This window comes from Acidovorax sp., assembly GCF_046291265.1.
Taxonomy (GTDB): Bacteria; Pseudomonadota; Gammaproteobacteria; order Burkholderiales; family Burkholderiaceae_C; genus Acidovorax.
Genome location: NZ_JBKBTV010000018.1, coordinates 13,694 through 39,879, shown reverse-complemented (window position 1 = coordinate 39,879; position 26,186 = coordinate 13,694). Strand labels below are relative to the sequence as shown.

Here is a 26,186-nt window from a genome sequence, read left to right as displayed (position 1 = left end):
GGGGTTCGCGTGAAGCCCACGATTATAACCCAAATGATTTTTGGGCCGCCTGATTAGCCCTTGTCTTCTTTGCGCAGCGACGCCAACGCGGCAAAGGGGTTGGGCTTTTCAGCGTTGGCTTCCTCGAAATCGTCGTCCGACGATGCCAGCGGCACCGAGGTGGGACATTCGTCATGTTTTGGCACGACAGGCAGGGCCATCAGCAGTTCATCTTCGATCAGCTCGTGCAGATCAAACTCGCGGCTCATGGCAAGCAAGTCTTCTTCGCTCTCGTCGTCCAAAGCCTCTGCCGTGGCCTCGTCCGCCACAAAACGGAACTCTCGCTCCACTTCCAGCGGCACATCGACAGGGGTCAGGCAGCGCTGGCATTCCATGGGGAAACTCGCCCGCACCTTGATGCGCAGCCATACCTGACCGATACCGCCCAGCGCGGTGCGCACCTCACCCATCGCCTCCCAGTCCACCAGCAGGTCGGGATGCAGGCCTTTGGCCTCCTGGGCCAGGCGTTCGTACTTCAAAAGTGATTCGTGTCCCGACAGCCGCGCGCCCGCCTGTGCGAAGGCTTTGACGTCGAGGCGCAACGGGGAGAATTCCTTGGTCATGGGCGCAGTGTAAGAGAATCGGCGCATGCATCAATCCCCCTCCCTGCAACGCCCTCTGGTATTGGGCTCTACCTCGCGCTACCGGCGTGAATTGCTTCAGCGATTGAACCTGCCTTTTGACGTCACCGCCCCGGATGTGGACGAAACACCCTTGCCCGGCGAAGCCCCACGCACACTGGCCTTGCGCTTGGCGCTGGCCAAGGCGCGCGCCGTGGCGGAGCAACACCCCGAGGCGGTGGTGATCGGATCGGACCAGGTGGCAGACCTTGCGGGCGAACCTTTGGGCAAGCCGGGGCACCACGAACGTGCCGTGCAACAGCTGCGCCAGATGCGCGGCCAGACCGTGGTGTTCCAGACCGCCGTCGCTGTGGTGTGCCTTGCCACCGGCTTTGAGCAGGTGGACCTGGCGCCCGTGGAAGTGAAGTTCCGGGCGCTGACCGACGACGAAATCGAACGTTACCTTCGGGCCGAGCAGCCGTATGACTGCGCTGGCAGCGCCAAAAGCGAGGGCCTCGGCATCGCGCTGCTGGACGCGATCCACAGCGATGACCCCACTGCCCTCATCGGCCTGCCCCTGATCCGCACCTGCCGCATGCTGCGCGCTGCGGGACTGGTGTTGCCATGATGGGTGCACCCACCGCTACCGCCAGCAACGGCAACGGCGAAAGCAAAGGCAGCCTGTACCTGGTGCCCGCACCGCTCGACTTTGGGTGCGACACCCAGGCCGCGTTACAAGACGCCCTGCCCTCCGCCACGCTGCAGACGGCCGCCCGCCTGACCCACTGGGTGTGCGAGAACGCCAAAAGCACCCGCGCCTACCTCAAACGCATCGACGCTCTGCACCCCCTGGCGGCCCCGCTGCAGCAACAAGAGATCACAGAGCTGCCCCGCGAGGTTCATAAAAAAGGGGACCACGGCGACAAGGGCTCGGCCCCGTTCGATGCCCGGCCGCTGCTCGCCGCCGCGCTGGCGGGGCACGACATCGGTCTGGTCAGCGAAGCCGGCATGCCCGCCGTGGCCGACCCGGGCTCGTCGGTTGTGCGTGCCGCACACGACCTGGGCATCACCGTGGTTCCGCTGGTGGGCCCCGTTTCACTGCTGCTGGCACTCGCGGCCAGCGGGCTGAACGGGCAGAACTTCGCCTTTGTGGGCTATCTGCCGCAAGATGGACAAGAGCGCACGCAGCGCATCAAGGAGCTGGAGGCCACGGCCCACAAAACCGGGCAGACGCAGCTTTTTATTGAGACCCCGTACCGCAACGCGGCGCTGTGGCAAGCGCTGGTGCAGACACTACAGCCCCAGACCCGGCTGGCATTGGCCAGTGGGTTGACGCTGCCCTCTGCCCGCGTTCACAGCAAGCTGGTGCACCAATGGCGGCAGCAACCTGCACCGCCAGACAACCGCACCCCGGTCGTTTTCGCCTTGGGGCGCTAAGCCACAACACTCCTGGCGATTACTATATTTTTGATAGCTACTAGCGCTTATGGAATAAGCGCTAGAGGCCAATTTGACCACTATTTAGCTGCGCGAAGTCGGTAACCTGATGGCCGACGTGGCCGCCAGAGCCACCTCAGCGCAGCTGGGGGCCCGCCCCGGACAGTGACTTGACCGCCCCTACGCCCATGGCGGCACCAAAGCGCTTGACCAGACGCTCTGCCACGTTGTCGCGGCGGGTGTAGTCGATGATGTCCTCGGCCTTCACCACCTCGCGCGCCACGTAGTCCAGGTTGCCGAGCTTGTCGGCCAGACCCATTTCGACCGCCTGTTGACCCGTCCAGAACAAGCCACTGAAGGTGTCTGGCGTGGTTTTCAGCCGATCACCCCGGCCCGCCTTGACCACCGCAATGAACTGCTGGTGGATCTGGTCGAGCATGGTTTGCGCATAAGCGCGTTGCTTTTCGGTCTGCGGGCTGAAGGGGTCGAGGAAGCCCTTGTTCTCGCCCGCTGTCAGCAAGCGGCGTTCCACGCCGAGCTTTTCCATGGTGCCGGTGAAGCCAAACCCGTCCATGAGCACGCCGATGCTGCCCACAATGCTGGCCTTGTCCACATAGATATCGTCAGCCGCGGCGGCGATGTAGTACGCAGCGGAGGCGCAGGTTTCTTCCACCACGGCGTAGATAGGCTTGTTGTGTTTGGCCTTCAGGCGAATGATCTCGTCGTTGATGATGCCCGCCTGCACCGGGCTGCCACCGGGCGAATTGATCAGCAGCACCAGGGCTTGCGAGCCTTCGTCTTCGAGCGCGCTGCGCATGGCGGCCACCACAAACTCGGCGCTGGCCTCAGCACCCGAAGCGATTTCGCCTTTGATGTCCACCACAGCCGTGTGCGGGGAGCTTTTGCTGGTGCTGGGCGACGCCTGGCGCAGCGCGGTAAACACCACGGCAGCGATCAGAACCAGCCAGGCCAGTCGGAAGAAAATTTTCCAGCGGCGGGCGCTGCGTTGCTCATTGAGTGCGGAGAAGGCCAGCTTTTCCAGCGTGGCACGCTCCCAACCGGGTTCACGCGGTGAATCGCTCACAGATGCTCCTGAATTTGTAGCTGCTTGCGCCCACAAGTCGGGCGCGGGATTGCTTTTGGGGTCAAAACCCGAGGAACCGGGTTGTTGGGGATCGGTCATGTCATGCGTCCTGGCGCTGTGCGGACGCAGGCGTCAGCGCGTAAAGGTCATTCATCCAGATTTGCATAGTGCAGTGTTTCCCGCTATCTGGCACATAAAAGGCGTCTTTTCGCCTCTGGCAGCGTTGCAAATCCTCGCGATACACCCGGTATCGCTCCGGTTCGCGCCTTGCCAGATCCAAAAATCCATCCTTTTTACTTGTGCCATGAAGCGTGAAACACTGCACTAGAACTCGGCGGGTTGCAGGTGGTGCGCAGTATGCCAGTGCACCACACCATCGGTTTCCGACAAAAAAATCTTTACCAGCCCGCCGCGGCACGGCCCGCCGGCACATTGCCCGGTGTCGGGCAAATAGGCCGCTCCATGGGTGGCGCACAGCAGCCACTGTCCCGAGTCGTCAAAAAACCGGTCGGGCTGATAGTCCATCTCCATGGCCACATGGGTGCAGCGGTTCAGATAGGCGTGGGGCAGCCCTCGGTAACGAATGGCGAAGGCGCGGCAGGTCTGCCCCGCGTACCGCACATCGAACGGAACCGCCGGGCCGCTGTCGACCAAATCGCCGCTGTTGCACAGTGCGAGGGTTTGCTCGGGCTCGGTCGTCATGGGCGTTGAAGGATGGACTGCAGTGCTGTGTTCAGGCGTTCAGCAGCAGCCAGTCATGCAACTCACGCACCGAGTGCGCGACATGCAGCGGGTTCAACGCATGGAACACGTCAGGTTCATGGGCGCCGTAGCTGACACCAACGCTCGCACAGCCTGCGTTGACCGCCATTTGCAGGTCGTGGGTGGTGTCGCCAATCATCAAAAGGCGTTCGGGCGCGACATCGAACTCGGCCATCAATTCCTGCAGCATGAGCGGGTGGGGCTTGCCCGCGGTCTGGTCCGCGGTGCGCGACCCATCAAACACGCCGCGCAAATCCACCGAGTGCAGGGCCTCATCCAGCCCACGCCGACTTTTACCCGTCGCCACGGTAAGCAGGTGACCACGTTCGCGCAGATCATTCAAAAGTGGCAGGACGCCCTCGAACAGGCTCAGGTCGTCTTGGTGCTGGACGTAGTGAAAGCGGTAGCGGTTGCCGAGGTCGTTGTACTTTTCAGGCGGCACATCCGGGGCGGCGTGGGCCAGCGCCTGCGTGAGTGCCATGCCAATCACATACGAAGCTTCTTTGTCGGTGGGCACGGTGCCACCCACGTCGCGCACCGCGGCCTGGATGCAGCGCACGATGATGGCGGTGGAGTCAAACAAGGTGCCATCCCAGTCAAAGGCGATGAGGTCGAAACGGCGCGGGCGGGAGGTTTTGGCAGGCATGAAGTCGTTCGCGCGTTAGGGGGCTGGAGAGACAAAATCGCTCAGCTCGGGGGGCAATTCGGCATTCAACGCCACACGCTCCCCGGAGGCGGGGTGGTTGAACTGTAACCGCCAGGCATGCAAGAACATGCGCTTCATCCCCTGCTTCAGCAGGCGCTTGTTCAGTTCAAAGTCGCCGTACTTGTCATCTCCCACTATTGGCTGCCCCTGGCTGGCCAGGTGCACCCGGATCTGGTGGGTGCGGCCGGTTTTGATCGTGACCTCCAGCAGCGACATGGCAGGCAGGCCCAGCGCCATGCGCGCGGGTATGGAGTTGCGCACCTTGACGAGTGTGATGGAGCGCATGCCGTCCGGGTCGTCGGCCGTGGTCACTCGCACGCGACGCTCGCCGTCGGCCTGCAGGTATTTGTGCAACGGCAGGTCGATGACCTTTTTGTTGGCAGGCCAGGCGCCCGTGACCAGCGCCAGATAGGTCTTGCCAGTTTCTCTTTCGCGGAACTGGTCCTGCAAGTGAGTGAGCGCTGACCGTTTCTTGGCGACCAGCAGGATGCCCGAGGTGTCTCGATCGAGCCGGTGCACCAGTTCCAGGAATTTCGATTGCGGACGGGCCTGCCGCAGTTGTTCGATCACGCCAAAACTCACGCCGCTGCCGCCATGCACCGCCACGCCCGCGGGCTTGTCAATGGCGATCAGGTGTTCATCTTCCAGCAGGATCGGAAATTCGCGTGCTGGCGCGGGGCGCTCGGCCTTTTCGGCGACCTTGTCGGAGATGCGCACGGGCGGCAGGCGCACCACGTCGCCCGCCGCTACGCGGGTGTCGGCGCTCACGCGGCCTTTGTTGATGCGCACCTCGCCGCTGCGGATGATGCGGTAGACGTGCGTTTTGGGCACACCTTTCAAGTGGCGTATCAAAAAGTTATCAAGCCGCTGGCCTGCAGAGTCCTCATCGACCTCGACGAGCCGGGCTGCCGGGGGATTGGAAGCCAGGGCGGGGTCGGATGGCGGTTTGCCCCCTATAATGTGTTTCACCTGCGCGTTGCTGTGTAAGTGGTTGATTTGTCTGGAGTTTAGTCCACACAACCCTTGCATTGGCGTAGGAAGGTCGATGCCAACGGGCGTCGTACACGCAGATTGCAGGTCAGATGCCTGTGGTGGCCTGTATGCCGTGCGGCGGGCTGACAGATTGAAACACTGATACGGAATCCCCCAAGCTGGCAGATGCACCCTACCCGGGAGCGGTCTGCCAGCGGATCGAAGCGAGCATGTGGTTGTTGATGGCATGGTTGGTGACCTTGTGGCGGTGGCTGTTGCCCCCGGCTGCGCGTTCCAATCCGGCTCCAGCGCCCGACCAGCAAGCGCAAACAGCTATTTTTTCAATAGCAGCACTGCGCCACTCTCACTCGCCCCCATCCACGCGCCCCTGCCTTTCACTGCTGCGCTAGCGCTCGGCAGACCTTTGGCATTCCCGGCAATTCCCTTCGTTTCGATGCGTCAGTCCAGGCATTCACAGCTCCTGTAGAGCTTGTTATTGGTTTGGAACTGCGGGTGGCAGCCCGCTGCAGCCGTGTTGGCTGCGCCGCTGCCCACCGCGAAACACAAGAAGGAATCGCATCATGAAGCGGATGCTCATCAACGCCACGCAGCCTGAAGAACGGCGCCTGGCCATCGTCGACGGACAAAAGCTCCTCGACTACGAAATCGAAATCGAAGGGCGTGAACAGCGCAAGGGCAACATCTACAAGGCCGTCGTCACGCGCGTCGAGCCCTCGCTGGAAGCCTGCTTCGTCGACTACGGCGAAGACCGCCACGGCTTCCTGCCGTTCAAGGAAATCTCGCGCAGCTACTTCGCACCCGGTGTTTCGCCCAACCAGGCCCGCATCAATGAAGTGATCCGTGAAGGCCAGGAACTGCTGGTTCAGGTCGAAAAAGAAGAGCGCGGCAACAAGGGCGCAGCGCTGACCACCTTCGTCTCGCTGGCCGGTCGCTATGTGGTGCTGATGCCCAACAACCCCCGTGGCGGTGGCGTTTCGCGCCGCATCGAGGGCGAGGACCGCGCCGAGCTCAAGGAGGCGATGGACCAGTTGGAATACCCCAACGGCATGTCCATCATCGCGCGCACCGCCGGCATCGGCCGCACCGCGCCCGAGCTGCAGTGGGACTTGAACTACCTGCTCAAGCTCTGGACCGCCATTGACGGCGCTGGCAAGGGCGGCAAGGGCGCGTTCCTGATCTATCAGGAATCGAGCCTCGTGATCCGCGCGATCCGCGACTACTTCAACAACGACATCGGTGACATCCTCATCGATACCGACGACATCTACGAACAGGCGCAGCAGTTCATGGCGCACGTCATGCCCGAGCATGCCGCCCGCGTGAAGCGCTACCGCGACGACGCCGCCCTGTTCAGCCGCTTCCAGATCGAGCACCAGATCGAATCGGCCTACGCCCGCACCGTGCAACTGCCCTCGGGCGGCGCCATCGTGATCGACCACACCGAAGCGCTGGTCAGCGTGGACGTGAACTCGGCCCGCGCCATCAAGGGCGGCGACATTGAGGAAACTGCCACCCGCACCAACCTGGAAGCCGCCGACGAAGTGGCGCGCCAGATGCGCCTGCGCGACCTGGGCGGCCTGATCGTGATCGACTTCATCGACATGGAGGAGAGCAAGAACCGCCGCGAAGTGGAAAACCGCCTGCGCGACGCGCTGCGCCAGGACCGCGCCCGCGTGCAGTTCGGCACCATCAGCAAGTTCGGCCTCATGGAAATGAGCCGCCAGCGCCTGAAGCCCGCCTTGAGCGAAGGTTCGTCCATCCCCTGCCCACGTTGCGGCGGCTCGGGCCACATCCGCGACACCGAGTCCTCGGCGCTGCAGATCCTGCGCATCATCCAGGAAGAGTCCATGAAGGACAACACGGCTGCCGTGCACTGCCAGGTGCCGGTGGAAGTGGCATCGTTCCTGCTCAACGAAAAGCGCACCGAGATCGCCAAGATCGAACTCAAGCAGCGCGTGGCCGTGTTGATGGTTCCCAACAAGACGCTGGAAACCCCCAACTACCGCCTGGAACGCCTCAAGCACGACGACCCGCGCCTGGACCACATCGAAGCCAGCTACAAGCTCGCCGAAGAAGTGGAAGACCCCACCGCCGTGACGCGCCGCTCGCAAGAGCCCACGAACAAGCAGACCCCCGTGATCAAGGGGGTGCTGCCCGACGCACCCGCGCCCATCGCCGAACCGCGCGAGCCCCGTCCTGAAGGCGGCGCCCGCCCACCCCGTGGCGGCCAGCGCACTGCGGCAGCCACGGCTCCAGCATCAGCCCCTGTGGCCGCACCGGCACCGGCGGCAGCAGCACCGCAAGAGCAAGGCTTCTTTGCCTGGCTCAAGAGCCTGTTCGGATTTGGTGATACCCCGGCTGCCCCCGCAACCGTGGCAGCGCCAGCCCCCGCCCCTGCGCCTGAAACCACAGGCCGCGGCGAACCCCGTCGTGATGGCCGCAATAGCGAAGGCCGTGGTGGCCGTGGCGGGCGTGGTGGCAACCGGGATGGAAACCGCGACGGCAACCGTGACGGGCAACCACAGCGCGACGCGGGCCCCCGCGACGGCAACCGTGAAGGTGCCAACGAAGGCCGTGGCCGCCGTGGCGAACGCCCGGCCGAAGGCCGCGGACCGCGCGACGCTGAAAACCGCCCTCCTCGCGACGGAAATCGCCCCGAAGGCGAAGCACGCGAAGGCCGTGAAGCCCAGCAAGGTCGCGAAGGACGCAATGGCCGTGACGGCAACCGCCCCCGCCGCGATGCGGAGCCCCGCAACCAGGCCGCTGGCCTGAACGGTGACACCACCCCCGCGCAAGCGCAGGTGGAAGGCCCGAACGGCAATGGTCCTGACGGCGCACCCGGCGCACAACCCCCCCGTGAGCGCGGCCCCCGCCGTGACCGTGGTGATCGTGGCAACCGCGGCGAACGCGGTGACCGTGGCGAGCGCGCACCCCGTGCGGCAGAAGGCCAGGAAAACGCCATGGCGGTGCCCACCGCAGCCGCGGTACCCGGTGACTTTGTGGACACAGCCCCGCTGGCCACCCTGCCCGACCTGGACCTGACCGGCAACGAGGCACCCGCCACCGAAGAGCAACAGCGCCGCGAACGCCGTTCACGCGACCGCTACGGCCGTGACCGCCGCGAGCGTGGCGAACGCGGCCCCCGCGACAACGGCAATGCCGACGCCGCAACCACTGCAGCAGCAGCGCCCGCGATGATGGATTTCGATCCCGCTGCTGGTGCGCAGGCCGAACCAGCCGCAGCGCAGGACGAGGCGCCACGCCGCAGCTACTTCAGCGCACCCGCCCCGTCGGCAGACGCTGCGCCCGCAGTGGCAGCACCCGCCCCTGTGGCGGCGCCAATGACGGCAGCCTTAGCACCGGCACCCGCCGTTGCCAGCCCTGTTGCTCCAGCAGCTCCAGTGGCTCCAGCAGCCCCCGTTGTTGCGGCACCCGCACCGGCCCCTGTGGTGACTGCGGCCCCTGCCCCGGTCGCTGCAGCCCCTGTCGCTCGTGCGCCCGCACCTGCGCCCGTTGTGGCAGCTCCGGCCACCACCGGCATGCCACGGGTTCAGGCGTTCACGCTGCCCATCGACGCGCTGCAGCAAGTGGCAGCCACGTCGGGCCTGCAATGGGTGAACTCCGACGCGGACAAGATCGCTGCTGTGCAAGCAGCCATTGCGGCCGAGCCACAACTCATCCGCGTGCCACGCGAGCGCCCACCCGCCGTGGCTGTGGACGACGGCCCGCTGGTTCTGGTGGAAACCCGCCGCGACCTGTCGGCCATGACCCTGCCTTTTGAGCAGCCACCGGCGGCTTGATGCCTGCCTCGAGCCCGCAGCTTTGGCTGCGGCGCTCTCCCCTAGAAGGCGGCCCAGGCCGCCTTCTTTCATTGGGGCCTGCCAAAAAGCATCCGGGCGCAGCGCAGGCGATAACCCCCACCGACCCGCTAAAAACACCAGACGGCTTTTCAGCAGGTACCATTTTGGGTCGCCCCCTCGCGCAGCCCTCCGCGATGTTCTGCACAGCACGTGTCCTCGTTCAGACGATCGCTGCAGACCACCGCTTGCTTTACCCTCCCAGATCCACGGACCCTCCGGCCCCACCCCATGCTGCTCCTGCTGTCCCCCGCCAAATCGCTCGACTACGACACACCGCTGCCCGAAGGCTTGCCCCACACCACGCCCTCGTTCGTGGCGCAATCCGCAGCGCTCATCGACGTGCTGCGCACCCAGTCACCCCAAAACATTGCTGCGCTGATGGACCTGAGCGACAAGCTCGCAGCGCTCAACGTGGCGCGCTACCAGGCCTGGCGACCCCGATTCACGGCCACCAACTCGCGCCAGGCGCTGCTGGCTTTCAACGGGGATGTGTATGAAGGCCTGAACGCGCGCACGCTGGACACCCAAGACCTGGAGTGGGCGCAGAGCCACGTGGCCATCCTCAGCGGGCTGTACGGCGTGCTGCGGCCGCTGGACCGCATGCAGCCCTACCGCCTGGAAATGGGCACGCGCCTGACGACCGATGCGGGCAGCAATCTGTACCAATACTGGGGCGCCCAGATTGCCGAACACCTCAACACCCGCCTGCGTGCCGACACCACGCCCGTGCTGGTCAACCTTGCGTCGCAGGAATACTTCAAGGCGGTGGACCGCAAAGCCCTCAAAGCGCGCGTCATTGACTGCGTGTTCGAAGACTGGAAGGGCGGCGCGTACAAGATCATCAGCTTTCATGCCAAACGCGCCCGCGGCCTGATGGCGCGCTATGCCATCACGCACCGCATCGCCACACCCCGCCAACTGGAGGGATTTGATCTGGACGGCTACGCCTTTGCACCGGCATCATCAACCCCCGAACGGCTGGTGTACCGTCGCAAGACGGCCGCCGCCTGAGCAACAAGCACCGCCACCAGACTTGCAACCCATCGACGTTGAAGGACCGCCATGGCATCGCGCTCTGAACAGCCACTGGACAGCACCCTGACCACCGAGCGCGCCAGCGCTGCGCGGCAGGTCATCACGCCCGAACTGCGCCGCTGGATCATCGAGCAGGCGCAGGCTGGCTACGAAGCGCCTGTGGTGCTGCAGTCCATGCGCGACGCTGGCTGGAACGAAGACGTGGCCGCCGATGCGCTCGAAGTCACGCTGCAAGACCACCTCAACGAGCTGGCCGTGCAACAAGGCCAGCCCGCCGCCGTGCCCGTGCCCGAACCCTTGCTCGACGAGTCTCCCGCCCAGGTCGACTGCGGCGACCGCAGCGTGAGCGTGTTGCTGGCCATTGCGCAGCCGCGCATCGTGGTGTTTGGCAACCTGCTGTCGCCCGACGAATGCGACGCCCTGATTGCCGACGCCGAACCACGCCTGGCCCGGTCCCTCACCGTCGCCACCAAGACGGGGGGCGAAGAGATCAACGCCGACCGCACCAGTGACGGCATGTTCTTTCAGCGCGGTCAGACCCCGTTGATTCAGCGCATTGAAGAACGCATTGCCCGCCTGCTCAACTGGCCCATTGAAAACGGCGAAGGCTTGCAGGTGCTGCACTACCGCCCCGGCGCCGAGTACAAGCCGCATTACGACTACTTCGACCCCGCCGAGCCCGGCACCCCCAGCATCGTCAAACGCGGCGGGCAGCGTGTGGGCACGCTGGTGATGTACCTGAACACCCCCAAAAAAGGCGGTGGTACCACGTTCCCGGATGTGCATGTCGAAGTGGCGCCGCAGCGCGGCAACGCCGTGTTCTTCAGTTACGAGCGCCCCCACCCGTCCACCAAAACCTTGCACGGCGGCGCTCCCGTGATCGCGGGGGACAAGTGGATCGCCACCAAGTGGCTGCGCGAGCGTGAGTTCAAGTAAGACGTCGCTTTGCAAGCCAGACGGAAAATATAAGCAAAAACAGGCCCTAGCGCTTATTCCATAAGCGCTAGCAGCTATTATTTACATAGCAACACCATCCTCAGACCGGCCATGAACACGCCAGAACAATCCCAACTCGGCAAGGCATCGGCCTATATCGACCAATACGACGCCTCGCTGCTCTTCCCTATTCCCCGCCAGGCCAAGCGGGCCGAGATCGGCGTCACCGGTGCTGCGCCTTTTTTCGGGGCCGACCTGTGGACGGCGTTCGAACTGTCGTGGCTGAATGCGCGCGGCAAGCCGCAGGTGGCGCTGGCGCACATCACCGTGCCCTGCGAGACCCCCAACATCGTCGAGAGCAAGTCGTTCAAGCTGTACCTCAACAGCTTCAACAACACCCGTTTTGCCGATGCGGCCGAGGTGCAGGCGCGCATCCGTGCCGACATCAGCGAAGCCGTGTGGCGCGGCGCAGAACACCCTGCCACCGTGGGCGTCAAACTGATCAGCCCCGACCTGTTCGACCAGGAGTCCGTGCATGAACTCGACGGTCTGAGCCTGGACCGGCTGGACGTGGAATGCACGCAATACCAGCCAGCGCCGGGGCTGCTGACCGCGCAGTTTGACCAGACACCGGTGACCGAGGTGCTGACCAGCAACCTGCTCAAAAGCAACTGCCTGGTCACCGGCCAACCGGACTGGGGCAGCGTGCAGATCAGCTACAGCGGCCCGCAGATCGATCAGGAAGGGTTGCTGCAATACCTGGTGAGCTTTCGCAACCACAACGAGTTTCACGAGCAGTGCGTGGAGCGCATCTTCATGGACCTGTGGACGCGCTGCAAACCCATCAAGCTGACGGTGTACGCACGCTACACGCGCCGCGGCGGCCTCGACATCAACCCGCTGCGCACCAGCCACCCGCAGGGCCTGCCACGCAACGTGCGCACGGCGCGGCAGTAGTCTTGCTGGCGGCCGTTACTGAGTCGGCATCCACTCATCTGAAGCCGTTCACGCTGAGCTTATCGAAGCGCCGCGCGAGGCTTCGACAAGCCTGTCCTGAGCCTGTCGAAGGGCTCAGCCCGACCGGGTTTTTGAAGTTCAAAGAGACCGACTCACTAAAAAAGCGGGCGGGTATGGGGATCGGCTTCGCGCACCCGGCTCGCGCGCGGCTCTGGTGGACCCTCCGACACGTCGCCCACCCGTTCCAGCGTGCCCACGCGCACGCCCAGCAAACGCAGCTTCTGGTCCAGCGGCACGCGCTTGAGGCACAGGCCCGCCGTGCGGCGGATGGTGGCTGCGTCCTGGGTGTAGCGATTCAGCGTCTGGTCGCGCGTGGCGATTCGGAAGTCGTCGTAGCGCAGCTTGATGCCGATGGTCTTGCCCACATAACCCTTGCGCTGCAGGTCGCCCGCCACGCGCTCGCACAGGTCGGTGAAGATGGCGGACAGCTCTGCCCTGTCGCGCACGGCGTGCAGGTCGCGGTCGAAGGTCGTCTCGCGGCTCATGCTCACCGGCTCGCTCTCGGTCACCACCGGGCTGTCGTCGCGGCCCCAGGCCACGCGGTGCATCCAGGCGCCGCTCGATTTGCCAAAGCGCGCAATCAGCCACTGCGGGTCTTGCGCGGCCAGCTCGCCAATGGTGTGGATGCCCAGCCCCGCCAGCTTCTCGCCCGCCTTGGGGCCAATGCCGTTGATCTTGCGCACATTCAAGGGCCAGATCTTCGTCTGCAGGTCGTCCTCGTAAACGATGGAAATCCCGTTGGGCTTGTTGAACTCGCTCGCCATTTTGGCCAGCAGCCGGTTGGGCGCCACGCCGATGGAGCAGGTCAGCCCGGTCACGTCAAAGATGCTCTTCTGGATCAGCCGGGCCAGCACCCGGCCCCCTTCGCGCTGCCCGCCGGGCACATCGGTGAAGTCGATGTACACCTCGTCCACCCCTCGGTCCTGCATCACCGGTGCGATGTCCATGATGGTGGTTTTGAACAGCCGAGAAAACCGCCGCACCTCGTCAAAATCCACCGGCAACACGATGGCCTGCGGGCACAGCTTGGCGGCCTTCATCATGCCCATGGCCGACCCCACGCCAAACTGCCGCGCGGGGTAGGTGGCGGTGGTGATCACGCCCCGGCCCACGTAGTCCTTGAGCAGCGGGAAGTCCTCCACCGGGATGAAGCAGGGCTCACGCAGGCCTGAACCATCCGGGCTTTGCAGCAGCAGTTCATCCACCTTGCGCCGCCCGCCCCCAATCACCACCGGCAGGCCCTTGAGCTGCGGGTAGCGCAGCAGCTCGACGGATGCAAAAAAGGCGTCCATGTCGAGGTGGGCGATGCGGCGCAGCTTGCCTTCGGGCTGGGCCGGGGCAGCCGGGCTGTTTGCAGCAGTGTCAGGGTCAGGAACGGTCACGGTCGTTATTGTGCTGGGCGTTGTGACAGGCTGCTGCCAGTCGCGCACCTGTTCCCTTTCAGAGAAACGCCATCCTTTGCGTGCGCAACGCATCCCGGTCGATGCTGGCATGCAGCAGCTCCATATCAGCGCGGCACACGCCCTGCTGCGCAAAATGGGCTTGCCAGCCATCCACGACACGCGCCACCTGCCGGATCAGTTCCATGGCACGGTCTCGGCGAATGCCAAATTCGTTGAGCTCCGTGAGCGCGTTGTCCAGGCTGGACTCCGCCCCCGCCTTGCCCACTGACATCGCCTGGTAACCCAGGTTCTGCAGCGTGGGCACCACATCGTACGCAGGGGTCAACTCGTAGTAGCCGTCCAGCCCCAGGCGCAGGCTGTGGTTGCGCTCGTGGTCGTCGGTGTTGTCCATGAGGATGTTGAACACCATGCGCTGGAACAGCTCCTCGCGCTGTTCGCGCTGTCGGTCGGGGTGGCCCAGGCGCAACAGCACCGTGGCCAGAGCGCTGTAGCTCTCGGGCAAACGCGCGGCGCGCAGCACGGTGCGGGCCGACAGACAATGCAGGCGGTAGTCACCTACGCGGTCAAAGCGCTCAATGGTCAGTGCGTGGCGCGCCTTGCCGTGGCGTGCAGGGATGGGCAACACGCCCGTGGCCGCCACGCGGATGCCAGCCTTGGCGGCCAGGGTCATGGTGGCGTGTTCCACCAGGGGCGTATCCACCGCGTCATCCAGCTCGCTGAACTTGATGACACATGCCCCGCCATCGGTTTGCAGCAGAGCCTTGGGCCGTGCGCCGCCCAGCGTCACACCGGGCTGGATCAGCCTCTGCATGGCAGCCGTCACCGGGGCCTGGGTCTGCAGGTCTTCCATGGCGGCGCTGAGCTGTACCAAGTCGCGCAACTGCGGATACGGCCCCAGCTGGCGCGGAATGTATTGGTCTGCCGACACCGACACGCCCAAAGCACCAAACCGGTCATCGCCCGCAAATAGCAGCATTTCCAGAATGGACAGGCGCGCGGGCCGGTCCACGTGGCGGATGATGCGCTCGCCCCAGCGGTCGGGCCGCGCATCGTCGATGGCGCCGGGCGCACTGCCGCGCTCGCCCGCAGTGAACTCCTGGCCCTGCACCAGCGGCAGGTCTTCGCTCAGCGCAAAGTTCCACCACTGCGGGACATAGGCAAACGTGGCGCAGTCGGCCACCAGCTGCGACAGGCGCAGCTCGCCCACCAGCATGGGCTGCGCAGGGTTCACCAGAGCCCATGCGTAGAGCTGGTCTTGCGGCACGTAGTTGTGCGGGGTGACTGCACCGGTCATGTCGAAACCTTTGCGGCCGGGTGCAGCAACGCAGCCAGGCCTGCTGCCGTGTTGTTGGCCGCCTTGGCCGCAGGAGAAGGCACGGCTGCGGCGGCCGCCGTGCGCTTTGCGACCGGCGGTGCGGGCTTGCGCGCGCCCCGCACTCGGGTCACCTCGCGCTCGAGCGCCGCATGGTCGCTCTGCGGCGCCACCAGGTCCGCCACCACTACGGCCGGGTTGACCAGCCACATGCACATCACATACGAGGCCATGGCCACCGAAGGATCGCCCCGCTCAATGCGCGCCATGGTCGGCTGCGACACCCCCAACCGCCGCGCCCATTGCGCCTGCGATTCGCCACGCCGCTTGCGGGCGATGGCGATGTTCTGCCCCAGCAACTCAATCTGCTGCAGGACGGCCTGGGGGTAGTCAGTCGGACTGGTGTTTTGTCTTGGCATTCATAGATAGTAGCTTTTTTAGCGTTTTATGGAAATCTATGAATAATTTTCCGACACCGAAAGTAGCAGGAGCAAACCCACTGACCAAGTCGCCAAATAATTCATAGATTACTCATTTGAAGTAAAAAAGCAAACTCTATGAATAAACCACTTACTCAGAGCCTCACTGCTTCGCCATCGCCGCGCTGCGAATCCCCTGCAACGTACCCGTGGGCGTGATCGCCTCGGGGTCGATCAAACAGTGCAGCACGCTGGGCAAGCCACTGGCACGCGCGCGGGCCAAGGCGGGGGCAAAGTCTTCGGTGCGCTCCACGCGTTCGCCGTGGCCGCCAAAGGCCTGGGCGTAGGCCTTGAAGTCAGGGTTCTTCAGTTGCGTGGCGCTCACGCGGCCCGGATACTCGCGCTCCTGGTGCATGCGGATGGTGCCGTACATGGCGTTGTCCAGCAGCACCGCGATGATGGGCAGGCTGTATTGCACGGCGGTCGCAAACTCTTGCCCGTGCATCAAAAAGTCGCCATCGCCCGCAAACACCACCACCTCGCGCTGCGGCCACAGGCGCTTGGCGCCCACGCCCGCTGGCAGGCCGTAGCCCATGGAGCCACTGGTGGGCGCCAACTGGCTGGCGTAGGTGGTGAACGGCCAGAAGCGGTGCACCCAGGTGGCAAAGTTGCCCGCACCGTTGCAGAAGATGGTGTTGGCGGGCAGCGTGGATTTGAGGTGCTGCATGACCTGGCCCATCTGCAGTTCGCCAGGGATCTGGATGGGGTTGGTATCGCTCCACAGCACGTATTCAGACCGCGCCATTTCGGCATGGGCCTGCCAGGCCACCGGCGCTGCGGGGCGCACGCTGGCCAGCGCCGCAGTAAAGGCCTGGGGCGTGGCATGGATGGCCTGCGCCGGGCGGTACAGCTTGCCCAGTTCATCCGCATCGGCATGCACATGCACCAGCGGCTGTGCGGGGTTGGGGATGGCAAACAACTCGTAACTCTGCGACGGGATCTCTGACAACCGCCCGCCCACCACCAGCACTAGGTCCGACGCACGGATGCGTGCCAGCAGGCGCGGGTTCACGCCCAGGCCCAGGTCGCCGCCATAGCACGCGTGGTTGGCTGGGAACAGCATTTGCCGACGGAACGAGCAGTACACCGGCAGCGACCAAGCCTGGGCAAACGCCACAAACTCTTGCACCGCCTGCTCGGACCAGCGGCTACCGCCCAGGATGGCCACGGGCTGGTGCGCGTCTTTCAAGCGCTGTGCAAGTTCGGCCATCTGCGCTGGGCCAGGGTGTGTTTCCGTGACCTGGTAGGGCAGCGCATCGGCCACCGTGGCGGCTTCGGTCAGCATGTCTTCGGGCAGCGCCACCACCACAGGGCCGGGGCGACCGGATGTGGCGACGTGGAAGGCGCGCGAGATCAGCTCGGGCACACGCGCCGGGTCATCAATCTGCACCACCCACTTGGCCATGGTGCCAAAGACGGCGCTGTAGTCCAGCTCCTGAAACGCCTCGCGCCCCATGGCACCGCGCGCCACCTGGCCCACGAACAGGATCATGGGCGTCGAGTCCTGGTGCGCAATGTGCACACCAGCCGACGCATTGGTGGCGCCCGGCCCGCGCGTCACAAAGCAGATGCCCGGCTGCCCGGTGAGCTTGCCCTGCGCCTCGGCCATCATGGCCGCGCCGCCTTCCTGGCGGCACACGGTCACGCCAATGTCGGCATCGTGCAAGGCATCCAGCACGGCCAGATAACTTTCGCCAGGCACGCAGAACAATTGCTTCACGCCATGGGTGATGAGCTGGCTGACCAGAATCTGGCCGCCGGTGCGCGAGGGGGTGGTTGGGGGTGTGGTGGTCATGTCAGGCAGTCGTTTCACAAACAAAAGTTAATCAGAACAGCGCCGTGCACGCGCGCTGAATGCGCGCGCAGGCCTCTTGCAGGTCGGCCATGCTGGCAGCGTACGAGATACGGAAGTACGGCGCCAGCTCCAGCACGCTGCCGGGCACCACGGCCACGTGAAACTCGCGCAGCAGGTAGTCGCAAAAGTCCGCATCGCTGCGCAGCAGTGCACCGCCCGGCGTGGTGCGACCCAGCACACCTTCGCAGCTGGCAAAGGTGTAGAACGCGCCCTCAGGCACGCGGCAGCGCAGGCCGGGCGACGCGTTGAGGGCCGCTACCACCAAATCGCGCCGCGCCTGGAACGCGCGGCAGCGCTCGGCCACCACGTCCTGCGGGCCGGTCAGCGCGGCCACGGCCGCCGCCTGGCTGATGGACGAGGCGCACGACGTCACCTGGCTCTGCACCACGGCCATGGCAGCAATCAGCGCCTTGGGACCTGCGCCGTAGCCAATGCGCCAGCCCGTCATGGCATACGACTTGGAGACGCCGTTCACCGTGAGCGTGCGGTCCCGCAGTGCGGGCAGCACGGCTACGGGGGTGGCAAACGCATGGCCGTCGTACAGGATGTGCTCGTAGATGTCGTCCGCCAGCACCCACACCTGCGGGTGGCGCAGCACCACCTCCAGGATGGGCTTGAGCTGCTCGGCACTGTAGGCCGTGCCGCTGGGGTTGGACGGCGAGTTGATGAACACCCATCGCGTGCGTGGCGTGATGGCCGCATCGAGCTGTTCGGCAGTGATGCGAAAGCCGTTGGCCTCGCTGCACGGCACCACCACCGGCACGCCGCCCGCGATCAGCACCATGTCGGCGTACGACGTCCAGTACGGCGCGGGCAGGATCACCTCGTCGCCAGGGTTCAGGCTGGCCATCAGCGCGTTGTAGATGACCTGCTTGGCGCCCGCACCCACCGTGATCTCGTTGGTGGCGAACTCCAGCGCGTTGTCGCGGCGGAACTTGAGCTGGATGGCCGCCTTGAGGGCGGGCGTGCCATCGAGCACCGTGTAGTGCGTGTCGCCCTGCGCCATGGCCTGCTGCGCGGCTTCGATCACATGGGCGGGCGTATCAAAGTCGGGCTCACCCAGGCCCAGCACGATGACGGGCTGGCCCTGGCGCTTGAGTTCGTTGGCGGCCTGGGTGATGCGCACGATGTCGGACACACCGATGGAGCGGAGGCGGTCGGCGGGCACGAAGGCAGTGGCTGGAATGGCCGTTGCGGAAAGAGGAAGCGGAGCGTTCATGGCGACTCACTACAAAAGGGTCAATGGATTTGGTGCGCAGGCTTCGACAGGCTCAGCCCGAACGGGTTGGGGGCATGTACAGATGATTCGCACATCGGTAGCCTATTGAACGCGGTTTAGATCACGTTCTTCTCCAGCAGCGGGCGGTTGTCCACCAGCCGCTGGATGGAGACGGGCGACAGATCCAGGCTTTGGTAACGCCCGGTCAGCAGCAGCTCGGCCAGCCCGCGCCCCACGGCGGGGCACTGCTGCAGGCCGTGGCCTGAGAAGCCGTTGGCAAACACCAGGTTGTCGCACGCGGGGTGCAGGCCCACGATGGCGTTGTGGTCGAAGGTGTTCATCTCGTAGTAGCCCGCCCAGGCGCCCTGCATGCGCAGCGCCTCAAAGCCCGGAATGCGCTCGGCCAAGGTCGGCCAGACGTGATTGTCAAAGGCGTCGTACTCGGGCTCCAGCGGGGCAAAGTCGGCATCGTTGTCGGCCGCAGGCGCAAAGCCGCAGATAAAACCCTTGCCCTCGGGCCGCAGCCAGATGCCGCTGGTGTCGATGAGCAGCGGGCAGCCTGGCAGCGCCGCAGGGCTGGCCAGGTTGAACACCGTGCGGCGCTTGCCGACCACGGGCAGGTCAATGCCCGCCCAGCCTGCAATGGCTGCCGCCCATGGGCCACCGGCGTTCACGGCATAGCGGCACGGCAGCACGGCGCCGCTTTTCAGGCGCACCGCGTTCACATGCGGCACGCCATCGCTGGTAACCATGTCCAGTCCCACAGCCTCATCGGCCACATAACGTACGCCCTGGCTTTGCGCCTTCTTTCGCAGCGCCGTCAGCAGCAGGTAGCCATCGAACCAGCCCTCGCCCGACAGGCCTAGCGAGCCCAGCGCCACGTCCTGCAGCGCCAGCCACGGAAAACGCTCGGCCAGTTGCTGTGGACTGAGCAGCGCCACGTCGGCGCCGTGCCGCTTTTGCAGCACGTGGTTCTCGCGCAGCGTGGCCTCACCCGCCTGCGTGGCCAGATACAGGTAGCCACCTTCGTGCAGGCCAATATCCGGCACGTTGCCATTGCAGGCCAGCAGCGTGCCCACGTTGCGCAAAAAGCCAATGCCGAACGCCGAGATCTGGATGTTGATGTCGGTAGAAAACTGCTGCCGAATCGAGCTGGCCGACAGCGCCGACGAAGCGCGCGCATAGGTCGGGTCCCGCTCGACCACCACCACCTCGCAGCCTGGCTGCTGCAGGGTGAGGAAGTACGCAATGGCGCTGCCGATGACGCCACCGCCGATGATGACGATGGGTTGGGATTCAATGGTCATACAAAAAACTCACGCTGCAAGGGCTGTATTTGGACAAGCTCGCGATGAACCGGCACTTCGACAAGCTCAACCCGAACGGGATGAAGGTTCACGCTGTGCACTGCCCCACCCGTTCGGGCTGAGCCTGTCGAAGCCTTGCAAGCACTTCGCTTTACCTGGGTTTCGACAAGCTCAACCCGAACGGAGGGAACCAGAAGGGGCAGAGACACAAAAGCCTTCACCCGTTCACACATCAAACGTCACACCCTGCGCCAACGGCAGTGCCGTCGAATAGTTGATGGTGTTCGTCGCGCGGCGCATGTAGGCCTTCCAGCTGTCCGACCCCGCCTCCCGCCCGCCACCCGTCTCCTTCTCGCCACCAAACGCGCCGCCAATCTCCGCACCGCTCGGCCCAATGTTGACATTGGCAATGCCGCAGTCCGAGCCCGCCGCAGACATGAACAACTCGGCCTCGCGCACGTTCAGCGTGAAGATCGACGACGACAGCCCCGCGCCCACCGCGTTGTTCATGGCGATGGCCTCGTCCAGCGTGCTGTAGCGCACCACATACAAGATAGGCGCAAAGGTTTCGTGCAGCGCGGGGCCTTCGTGCGCTTTCAACTCCACCAGCGCAGGGCGCACGTAGTACGCATCCGCACCGCCCACGCTTTCAACACGGCCACCACCGTGCACCGTGGCGCCCAGCGCGCGGCTTTGCTCCAGCGCCTTTTGCATGCCGTCAAATGCGGGGCGGTCAATCAGCGGGCCCACCAACGTGCCGGGCGTGCGTGGGTCGCCCACCTGCACATTGGCGTACACCTTGGCCAGCTGCGGCACCAGTTGGTCGTAAATGCTCTCGTGCACAAACAGGCGGCGCAGCGTGGTGCAGCGCTGGCCCGCCGTGCCCATGGCCGCAAACGCAATGCCGCGCAGGGCTAGGTCCAGATCAGCCGTGGGCGCCACGATGGCGGCGTTGTTGCCGCCCAGCTCCAGAATGCCGCGCGCAAAACGCGCTGCCAGGCGCGGGCCCACGGCGCGGCCCATGGCGGTGGAGCCCGTGGCCGACAGCACCGGCACGCGGGCGTCATCCACCAGCACCTCGCCAACGTCGCGCTGGCCCACGATCAGCTCCAGCAGGCCTTCGGGCGCATCGCTGCCAAAGCGGGCGATGGCGCGCTGCGCAATGGCGTGCGTGGCCAGGGCCGTGAGCGGGGTCTTTTCCGAAGGCTTCCACACCACCGAATCTCCACACACTAGCGCCAGCGCCGCGTTCCACGACCACACAGCCACGGGGAAGTTGAAGGCCGAGATCACGCCGCACACACCCAGCGGGTGCCAGGTTTCCATCATGCGGTGGCCGGGGCGCTCAGTGGCAATCGTCAGGCCATACAGCTGGCGCGACAGGCCCACGGCAAAGTCGCAGATGTCGATCATCTCCTGCACTTCACCCAAGCCTTCGGACGGGATCTTGCCCGCCTCGATGGTCACCAGCAGCCCCAGGTCCGCCTTGGCGGCGCGCAACTCTTCGCCCAGCAGGCGCACCAGCTCGCCCCGGCGTGGTGCGGGCACATGGCGCCACGCCAGAAAGGCCGCATGCGCACGGCCAATGGCGGCGGTGGCGTCGGCGGGACTTTGCTGCGGCACCTGGGCCAGCACCTCACCGGTGATGGGCGAGCGCGCAGCCAGCGTGCCACCGGTATAGGCGGTGCGGGGCACGCCCAGGCGTTGCAGCAGTTGATCCACTTCGTGAGAGACCGAAGCGGCAGGCGTGGTGACAGGGGTGCTGGCAGAGGTAGCAGACATGGCAGTGGTGTGGTGGTGGTTGCAGTGGCGGGCGATGGTGGCCGAGCGTCTGAACAAACAGCAAGGCGGACTGGAGAAAGCAAGCAACAAAACGCCAATATCCGCCAATCGCCCAGCCGTGGATAGCAAAAAAATGGAACAACTTGATGTCAAAATGGAATCAAGTGCCTTTTTAATCAAAAACGCTGGCGCTTATTGAATAAGCGATAGCGCCCAAATAGACTGTTTTAGGCCTCCCAAATTCATTCCCCCACCGCATAACCTTACATGCTGCGCCGCGCCTTCCTCCCCTCCATGGCCGACCTGCTGGCCTTTGAGGCCGCCGCGCGCCACCACAGCGTGTCGCGCGCCGCCGCAGAACTGCACCTGACCCAAAGCGCCGTGTCGCGCCAGATCCGTCAGCTGGAAGAACAACTGGGCACCGCCCTCTTCCACCGTGTTCGCCAGCGTGTGGTGCTGACCGACGCAGGCCGCGTGTACGCCGCCGATGTGCAGGGCGTTCTGCAGCAACTTTCAGCCATCACCCAAAAAGCCATGGCGTTTTCCAGCGCAGACGGTTTGCTCAACCTGGCCGTGCTGCCCACGCTGGGCACGCGCTGGCTCATCCCGCGCCTGCCGCGCTTCATGGCGCTGCACCCGGACGTGACGGTCAACTTTTCTGCCCGCACCGAGCCCTTTGACTTTGCCGGCACCCCGTTCGACGCAGCCATCCACTTCGGCGCGCCGCATTGGGCGGGCGCCGTGTGCCAATACCTGATGCACGAAGAAGTGGTGCCCGTGTGCAGCCCCGGCTACCAAAACCAGCACGGCATACACACCCCGCAAGACATCGCCCGCGTGGTGCTGCTGCAGCAAAGCACCCGCCCCACCCAATGGGCCGAATGGTTTGAACGGGTGGGCGCCCCCACCAACCTGGCGCTGCGCGGCCCGAGGTCCGAACAGTTCGCCATGATCGCCCAAGCCGCCGTATCCGGCCTGGGCGCCGCCCTGCTCCCCCGCTTTCTGATCGAACCCGAGCTGGCCGCGGGCAGCCTGGTAGAGCTATCGACCACCGTGCTGACCAGCAACGACGACGCGTATTACTTGGTGTACCCGGAGACACGCGCACAGACGCCGTTGGTGAAGGCGTTCAGGGATTGGGTGGTGGGGGAGTGCGCGGGGCAGCGGCAGGGGTGAGGCGGTGGCGCGTCAGCGCGCAATGCTAGCCGGGCGGCCCGCACCGGCAAGTGGACAAAAATATGAATGAAAAGTGGCTCTAGCGCTTACTGATAAATCGCTAGCAGCTATAAAAACAGAAGTATTTTCGGCTTCGATGGCTTGGACTTCTCAGTCATCCACCACGCAAAACCGCCGTAGATGCCCCGCATCGATGCCCCAAGAGCGCGCGTATGATGCACAAAATTTTGTACAGCAAAGGAGCCCCCCATGGCCATCTCCGCCAGTGACGTGATCCCCCTGTCCCAAGCCCGCGCCAACCTGTCAGAGCTGGCCGACCAGGTGAAGGCAGGCGCCGAAAAAATCATCACCAAAAACGGTGAGAGCTACATCGCCATGATCGATGCCCGGCGGCTTGACTACTACCACCAGTTGGAACGCGAGCGCATTCATTTGCTGCTCATCAACGACGCCAGCCAAGGCCTGGCCGATGTAGCTGCAGGCAAGGTCAAGGACGCCCGCAGCACGCTGTCTGCACTGCAACGCCGCCGCGCTACCGCAGCCAACGCCGCCCCAGCTCCAAGCCCAGACTGATGGAGCGGCTTGCAGCATGACCGCCCCCAACAACCCAACCACAGTCATCAAGCTCACAGCCAACTTCGAACGCAACCTTGCCGAGATTGAAGTCTTCTTGACAGCCGCCCAAGCGCCCCACGCATTCGATGCGCTTCTGGACGAACTGATGGACACCACCATCCCCAACCTGGAGCGCTTTCCGGGCCTGGGGCGACTGTTTTTAGAGCGCCCTGTGCGGTCGGTGGAGGCCGCCAACGGCGTTGCGCGCCTTACCCAGCAACTCGGTGCCATCGCCCAAGACGGCGAACTGCGCGAGTACGTGATGACGCACTACCTGCTGCTGTATGCGCGCATCCAAGGCACGGTTTATCTGCTGTCGATTCGGCACCAGCGGCAGCTGTCGTTTGATTTTGAAAGCCATTGGGATGCGTAAGCGCTAGGCGCGCGATCAACACAACTAAAACCAGGCATCGCACAACTTGCCGACAACAGCACAGAGCACGACCCATGAGTAAATTGCCCGCCACTGCCAACGACAACCTGCACGCAGAGCTACGCGCTTTGATCACCACCAGCCGCCAGCGCCTGGCAGCAGCGGTGAACGCCGAGTTGACCCGCCTTTACTGGACTGTGGGCGAACGCTTGCGCACCGAAGTGTTGGGTGGCGCAGACCGCGCCAAGTATGGCGACCAGCTGATCCAACGCGTGGGCGAACAACTGGCGCAAGAGTTTGGCCGTGGGTTTGAAGCCAAGAACCTGCGGCGCATGGTGCAGTTCGCCCAGACGTTCCCGCAGCCGGAGATTGTCGCGACACTGTCGCGACAATTGAGCTGGAGTCACTTTGTGAACCTGATTCCCCTCAAAACCGAGCAGGCACGCCAGTTCTACGCAAGCCAAGCTGCAGCCAACACCTGGAGCGTGCGCGAGTTGCGCCACCAAATCGACCGCAAAGCCTTTGAACGCACTGAGCTTGCATCCTTGCAGGCCGACGCCCCCATTCACACAGCGTCAAACAACGCCTCCAGCCACAGCCCGGCCCTCGTTTTCAAAGACCCGTACTTTCTCGACTTCCTGGGCCTCCGCCAGGGTCACGACGAAGCCGACCTGGAAACCGCCATCCTGCGCCAGCTGGAAGCCTTCATCCTGGAACTGGGCCGGGGCTTTGCCTTTGTCGAACGGCAAAAGCGCATGGTCATCGACGGCGACGACTTCTACCTCGACCTGCTTTTCTACCACCGCCGCCTGCGCCGCCTTGTGGCGATCGAGCTGAAACTGGGCCGCTTCAAGGCTGCCCACAAAGGTCAGATGGAGCTGTATCTGAAATGGCTGGACAAACACGAACGCCAGCCCGGCGAAGAAGCGCCCATCGGCCTCATCCTGTGCGCAGAGTCCAGCAGGGAGCAAGTGGAGTTGCTGGAAATGCACAAGGACGGCATCACGGTAGCGGAGTATTGGACGGAGTTGCCCCCAAAGGCTGAGCTGGAGCAGCAACTGCATCAGGCGTTGCTGGAGGCGCGGGAGCGGTTGGCGCAGCGGGGTGTTTTGCTTGAGGACAAGAACGAACATTGACACAGCAAATGTCCTCATTCCATCGCTTCTTCCACCACGCCTTGCGGCAACAGTATGCTGCCCCCTCCACAACCGCTCATTGATTCATCCACCATGACTAAAGAAAATCAAACCGAGCCATTTTCCGATGACGAATTTCCCGATTTTTTGCTAAAAATTGGACTAGCTGTATTCGTTTTTGCGATTCTCGTTGTTTCGGTGTTTGCATTCAAATTCTCTAATCAACCTATCTCTGATAGCGCCGGTGACTGGGGCACCTTTGGCGACTACGTGGGCGGACTACTTAACCCTGCAGTAGGTTTAGCTACAGTTCTCCTTGTAATAATTTCTATAGTCACTCAGCGAAAGGAATTGAGAGCTTCACTGAAAGAAATGAAAGCAGCAAACGAAGCTGCTGCACAAATGAGTTTCGAACAATCCATGTTCGCTTGGTTAGGCAACTATCACTCTCAGATCAAAGAAATAGAAAGAGAAAACTACAGAGGCAGAATGGTGATGCAGCATCTGTACCAGCAGGCCTTATCTCCGCTAAAGACCATCGCTTTCGGTGGAGCACATCTAAACATTCCTGTCGTACTAGATTCTGATAGCGCGGCAAACGAAGCATACATACGAATTAATACACCCGGACCAAATGGGATAAAACAAATGGGTGAAAGACAGTTCTTCGCAACAATTGAATACCAGAAGCTCTATCACACACACAAATCCGATTTTGATGCTCCCTTTCGAACCCTTTATCGCCTCATCCGTTGGATCGACGAAAGTCCTATGGCAATCGAACGCAAGTGGCATTACTGCGCATTGGTGCGCTCACAACTTTCTTGGATTGAATTAGTTTTCCTTTACTACAACGGCCTTATTCGAGAAGGTGAGAAACTTGCTTTTTATGCAAACAAGTACGCAATTTTCGACAATTTAGTCTCATCCGATGAACTAATTAGATGGGCATCTGATGAGTTGACCATGTGTCCAGCAGCGCAACGGCCGAAAACCCGGGATGGGGATGCTCGATGGCCATACAAAGCCGAGGCGTTCCAGTCGTCTCTTGCCAAGATACAACTCGGTCTCCCGCCAAATACGTAGACACGTCTAAGCGA

24 protein-coding genes are annotated in these 26,186 nt (G+C 63.7%); 12 read left to right on the top strand and 12 right to left on the bottom strand.

The window, feature by feature from the left end:
* Window positions 1-53: 53 nt before the first annotated feature.
* Complete coding sequence (locus tag ACK41V_RS09380) at window positions 54-602, bottom strand: YceD family protein (RefSeq protein WP_409781077.1); 549 nt, start codon at window positions 600-602, stop codon at window positions 54-56.
* Between the two features lie 25 nt (window positions 603-627).
* Here ACK41V_RS09380 and ACK41V_RS09375 point away from each other — a divergent pair, with 25 nt between their 5' ends.
* Together ACK41V_RS09375 and ACK41V_RS09370 are read left to right on the top strand one after the other, a co-directional pair.
* Window positions 628-1,227, top strand: a complete 600-nt coding sequence (locus ACK41V_RS09375; protein ID WP_409781074.1) for a Maf family nucleotide pyrophosphatase — start codon at window positions 628-630, stop codon at window positions 1,225-1,227.
* Window positions 1,224-2,036, top strand: coding sequence for an SAM-dependent methyltransferase (locus tag ACK41V_RS09370; RefSeq protein ID WP_409781071.1), 813 nt, complete (start codon window positions 1,224-1,226; stop codon window positions 2,034-2,036). Before ACK41V_RS09375 ends, ACK41V_RS09370 begins: the two co-directional genes overlap by 4 nt.
* A 136-nt stretch (window positions 2,037-2,172) precedes the next feature.
* Here the strand turns inward: ACK41V_RS09370 and ACK41V_RS09365 are convergent, their stop codons facing one another.
* From ACK41V_RS09365 to ACK41V_RS09350, 4 genes are all read right to left on the bottom strand, one after another.
* Entirely contained in the window at window positions 2,173-3,219 is a 1,047-nt protein-coding gene (locus tag ACK41V_RS09365) for a S49 family peptidase (protein WP_409781068.1), read from the bottom strand.
* Window positions 3,220-3,444: 225 nt separating this feature from the next.
* Window positions 3,445-3,822, bottom strand: coding sequence for a Rieske (2Fe-2S) protein (locus ACK41V_RS09360; protein ID WP_409781065.1), 378 nt, complete (start codon window positions 3,820-3,822; stop codon window positions 3,445-3,447).
* A 31-nt stretch (window positions 3,823-3,853) separates the two neighbouring features.
* Window positions 3,854-4,528: an HAD family hydrolase gene (locus ACK41V_RS09355; RefSeq protein ID WP_409781062.1), complete on the bottom strand. Its 675-nt coding sequence runs from the start codon at window positions 4,526-4,528 to the stop codon at window positions 3,854-3,856.
* A 15-nt stretch (window positions 4,529-4,543) separates the two neighbouring features.
* Window positions 4,544-5,557, bottom strand: a complete 1,014-nt coding sequence (locus ACK41V_RS09350; protein ID WP_409781060.1) for an RluA family pseudouridine synthase — start codon at window positions 5,555-5,557, stop codon at window positions 4,544-4,546.
* 584 nt (window positions 5,558-6,141) lie between these two features.
* On the opposite strand from ACK41V_RS09350, the gene ACK41V_RS09345 reads away from it, so the two are divergent.
* The 4 genes from ACK41V_RS09345 to queF all read left to right on the top strand — a co-directional run bounded on the left by ACK41V_RS09345 (window position 6,142) and on the right by queF (window position 12,369).
* Window positions 6,142-9,381, top strand: a complete 3,240-nt coding sequence (locus ACK41V_RS09345) for an Rne/Rng family ribonuclease (RefSeq protein ID WP_409781057.1) — start codon at window positions 6,142-6,144, stop codon at window positions 9,379-9,381.
* 288 nt (window positions 9,382-9,669) lie between these two features.
* Window positions 9,670-10,452, top strand: coding sequence for a peroxide stress protein YaaA (gene yaaA, locus ACK41V_RS09340; RefSeq protein ID WP_409781054.1), 783 nt, complete (start codon window positions 9,670-9,672; stop codon window positions 10,450-10,452).
* Between the two features lie 51 nt (window positions 10,453-10,503).
* Window positions 10,504-11,412, top strand: a complete 909-nt coding sequence (locus ACK41V_RS09335; protein ID WP_409781051.1) for a 2OG-Fe(II) oxygenase — start codon at window positions 10,504-10,506, stop codon at window positions 11,410-11,412.
* A gap of 111 nt (window positions 11,413-11,523) precedes the next feature.
* Window positions 11,524-12,369 carry an NADPH-dependent 7-cyano-7-deazaguanine reductase QueF gene (queF, locus tag ACK41V_RS09330; RefSeq protein WP_409781048.1) on the top strand — a complete coding sequence of 282 codons (846 nt, stop codon included), beginning with the start codon at window positions 11,524-11,526 and terminating at the stop codon, window positions 12,367-12,369.
* Window positions 12,370-12,524: 155 nt separating this feature from the next.
* Here queF and ACK41V_RS09325 read toward each other — a convergent pair whose 3' ends face one another.
* The 7 genes from ACK41V_RS09325 to ACK41V_RS09295 form a co-directional block, all read right to left on the bottom strand.
* Window positions 12,525-13,721, bottom strand: coding sequence for a Y-family DNA polymerase (locus tag ACK41V_RS09325; RefSeq protein WP_409781178.1), 1,197 nt, complete (start codon window positions 13,719-13,721; stop codon window positions 12,525-12,527).
* Window positions 13,722-13,869: 148 nt separating this feature from the next.
* The gene (locus ACK41V_RS09320) at window positions 13,870-15,126 is read right to left on the bottom strand and encodes a type II toxin-antitoxin system HipA family toxin (RefSeq protein ID WP_409781045.1); all 1,257 of its coding nucleotides are present in this window, start codon (window positions 15,124-15,126) and stop codon (window positions 13,870-13,872) included.
* A complete protein-coding gene (locus ACK41V_RS09315) occupies window positions 15,123-15,563 on the bottom strand; it encodes a helix-turn-helix transcriptional regulator (protein ID WP_409781043.1) in 441 nt (146 codons plus the stop codon). The genes ACK41V_RS09320 and ACK41V_RS09315 overlap by 4 nt, the downstream gene beginning before the upstream one ends.
* A gap of 163 nt (window positions 15,564-15,726) precedes the next feature.
* Complete coding sequence (locus tag ACK41V_RS09310) at window positions 15,727-17,418, bottom strand: thiamine pyrophosphate-binding protein (RefSeq protein WP_409781040.1); 1,692 nt, start codon at window positions 17,416-17,418, stop codon at window positions 15,727-15,729.
* Between the two features lie 31 nt (window positions 17,419-17,449).
* The gene (locus tag ACK41V_RS09305) at window positions 17,450-18,697 is read right to left on the bottom strand and encodes a pyridoxal phosphate-dependent aminotransferase (RefSeq protein WP_409781037.1); all 1,248 of its coding nucleotides are present in this window, start codon (window positions 18,695-18,697) and stop codon (window positions 17,450-17,452) included.
* Between the two features lie 116 nt (window positions 18,698-18,813).
* A complete protein-coding gene (locus tag ACK41V_RS09300) occupies window positions 18,814-20,004 on the bottom strand; it encodes an NAD(P)/FAD-dependent oxidoreductase (protein WP_409781034.1) in 1,191 nt (396 codons plus the stop codon).
* A 225-nt stretch (window positions 20,005-20,229) separates the two neighbouring features.
* The gene (locus ACK41V_RS09295; protein WP_409781031.1) at window positions 20,230-21,786 is read right to left on the bottom strand and encodes an aldehyde dehydrogenase family protein; all 1,557 of its coding nucleotides are present in this window, start codon (window positions 21,784-21,786) and stop codon (window positions 20,230-20,232) included.
* Between ACK41V_RS09295 and ACK41V_RS09290 the strand changes: the two genes are divergently transcribed.
* The 6 genes from ACK41V_RS09290 to ACK41V_RS09265 all read left to right on the top strand — a co-directional run bounded on the left by ACK41V_RS09290 (window position 21,785) and on the right by ACK41V_RS09265 (window position 26,172).
* Window positions 21,785-21,985 (top strand): hypothetical protein, encoded by a 201-nt coding sequence (locus ACK41V_RS09290; protein ID WP_409781028.1) that lies wholly within the window; start codon window positions 21,785-21,787, stop codon window positions 21,983-21,985. The two genes, ACK41V_RS09295 and ACK41V_RS09290, sit on opposite strands and share 2 nt — an antisense overlap.
* Window positions 21,986-22,053: 68 nt before the next feature.
* Complete coding sequence (locus tag ACK41V_RS09285) at window positions 22,054-22,962, top strand: LysR substrate-binding domain-containing protein (RefSeq protein WP_409781025.1); 909 nt, start codon at window positions 22,054-22,056, stop codon at window positions 22,960-22,962.
* 249 nt (window positions 22,963-23,211) lie between these two features.
* Window positions 23,212-23,535, top strand: coding sequence for a type II toxin-antitoxin system Phd/YefM family antitoxin (locus ACK41V_RS09280; protein WP_409781022.1), 324 nt, complete (start codon window positions 23,212-23,214; stop codon window positions 23,533-23,535).
* A 16-nt stretch (window positions 23,536-23,551) separates the two neighbouring features.
* Window positions 23,552-23,950, top strand: coding sequence for a type II toxin-antitoxin system RelE/ParE family toxin (locus ACK41V_RS09275; RefSeq protein WP_409781019.1), 399 nt, complete (start codon window positions 23,552-23,554; stop codon window positions 23,948-23,950).
* A gap of 74 nt (window positions 23,951-24,024) precedes the next feature.
* Window positions 24,025-25,086, top strand: a complete 1,062-nt coding sequence (locus ACK41V_RS09270; RefSeq protein ID WP_409781016.1) for a YhcG family protein — start codon at window positions 24,025-24,027, stop codon at window positions 25,084-25,086.
* A 93-nt stretch (window positions 25,087-25,179) separates the two neighbouring features.
* Window positions 25,180-26,172 (top strand): putative phage abortive infection protein, encoded by a 993-nt coding sequence (locus tag ACK41V_RS09265; RefSeq protein ID WP_409781013.1) that lies wholly within the window; start codon window positions 25,180-25,182, stop codon window positions 26,170-26,172.
* The last annotated feature ends 14 nt before the right edge of the window (window positions 26,173-26,186 follow it).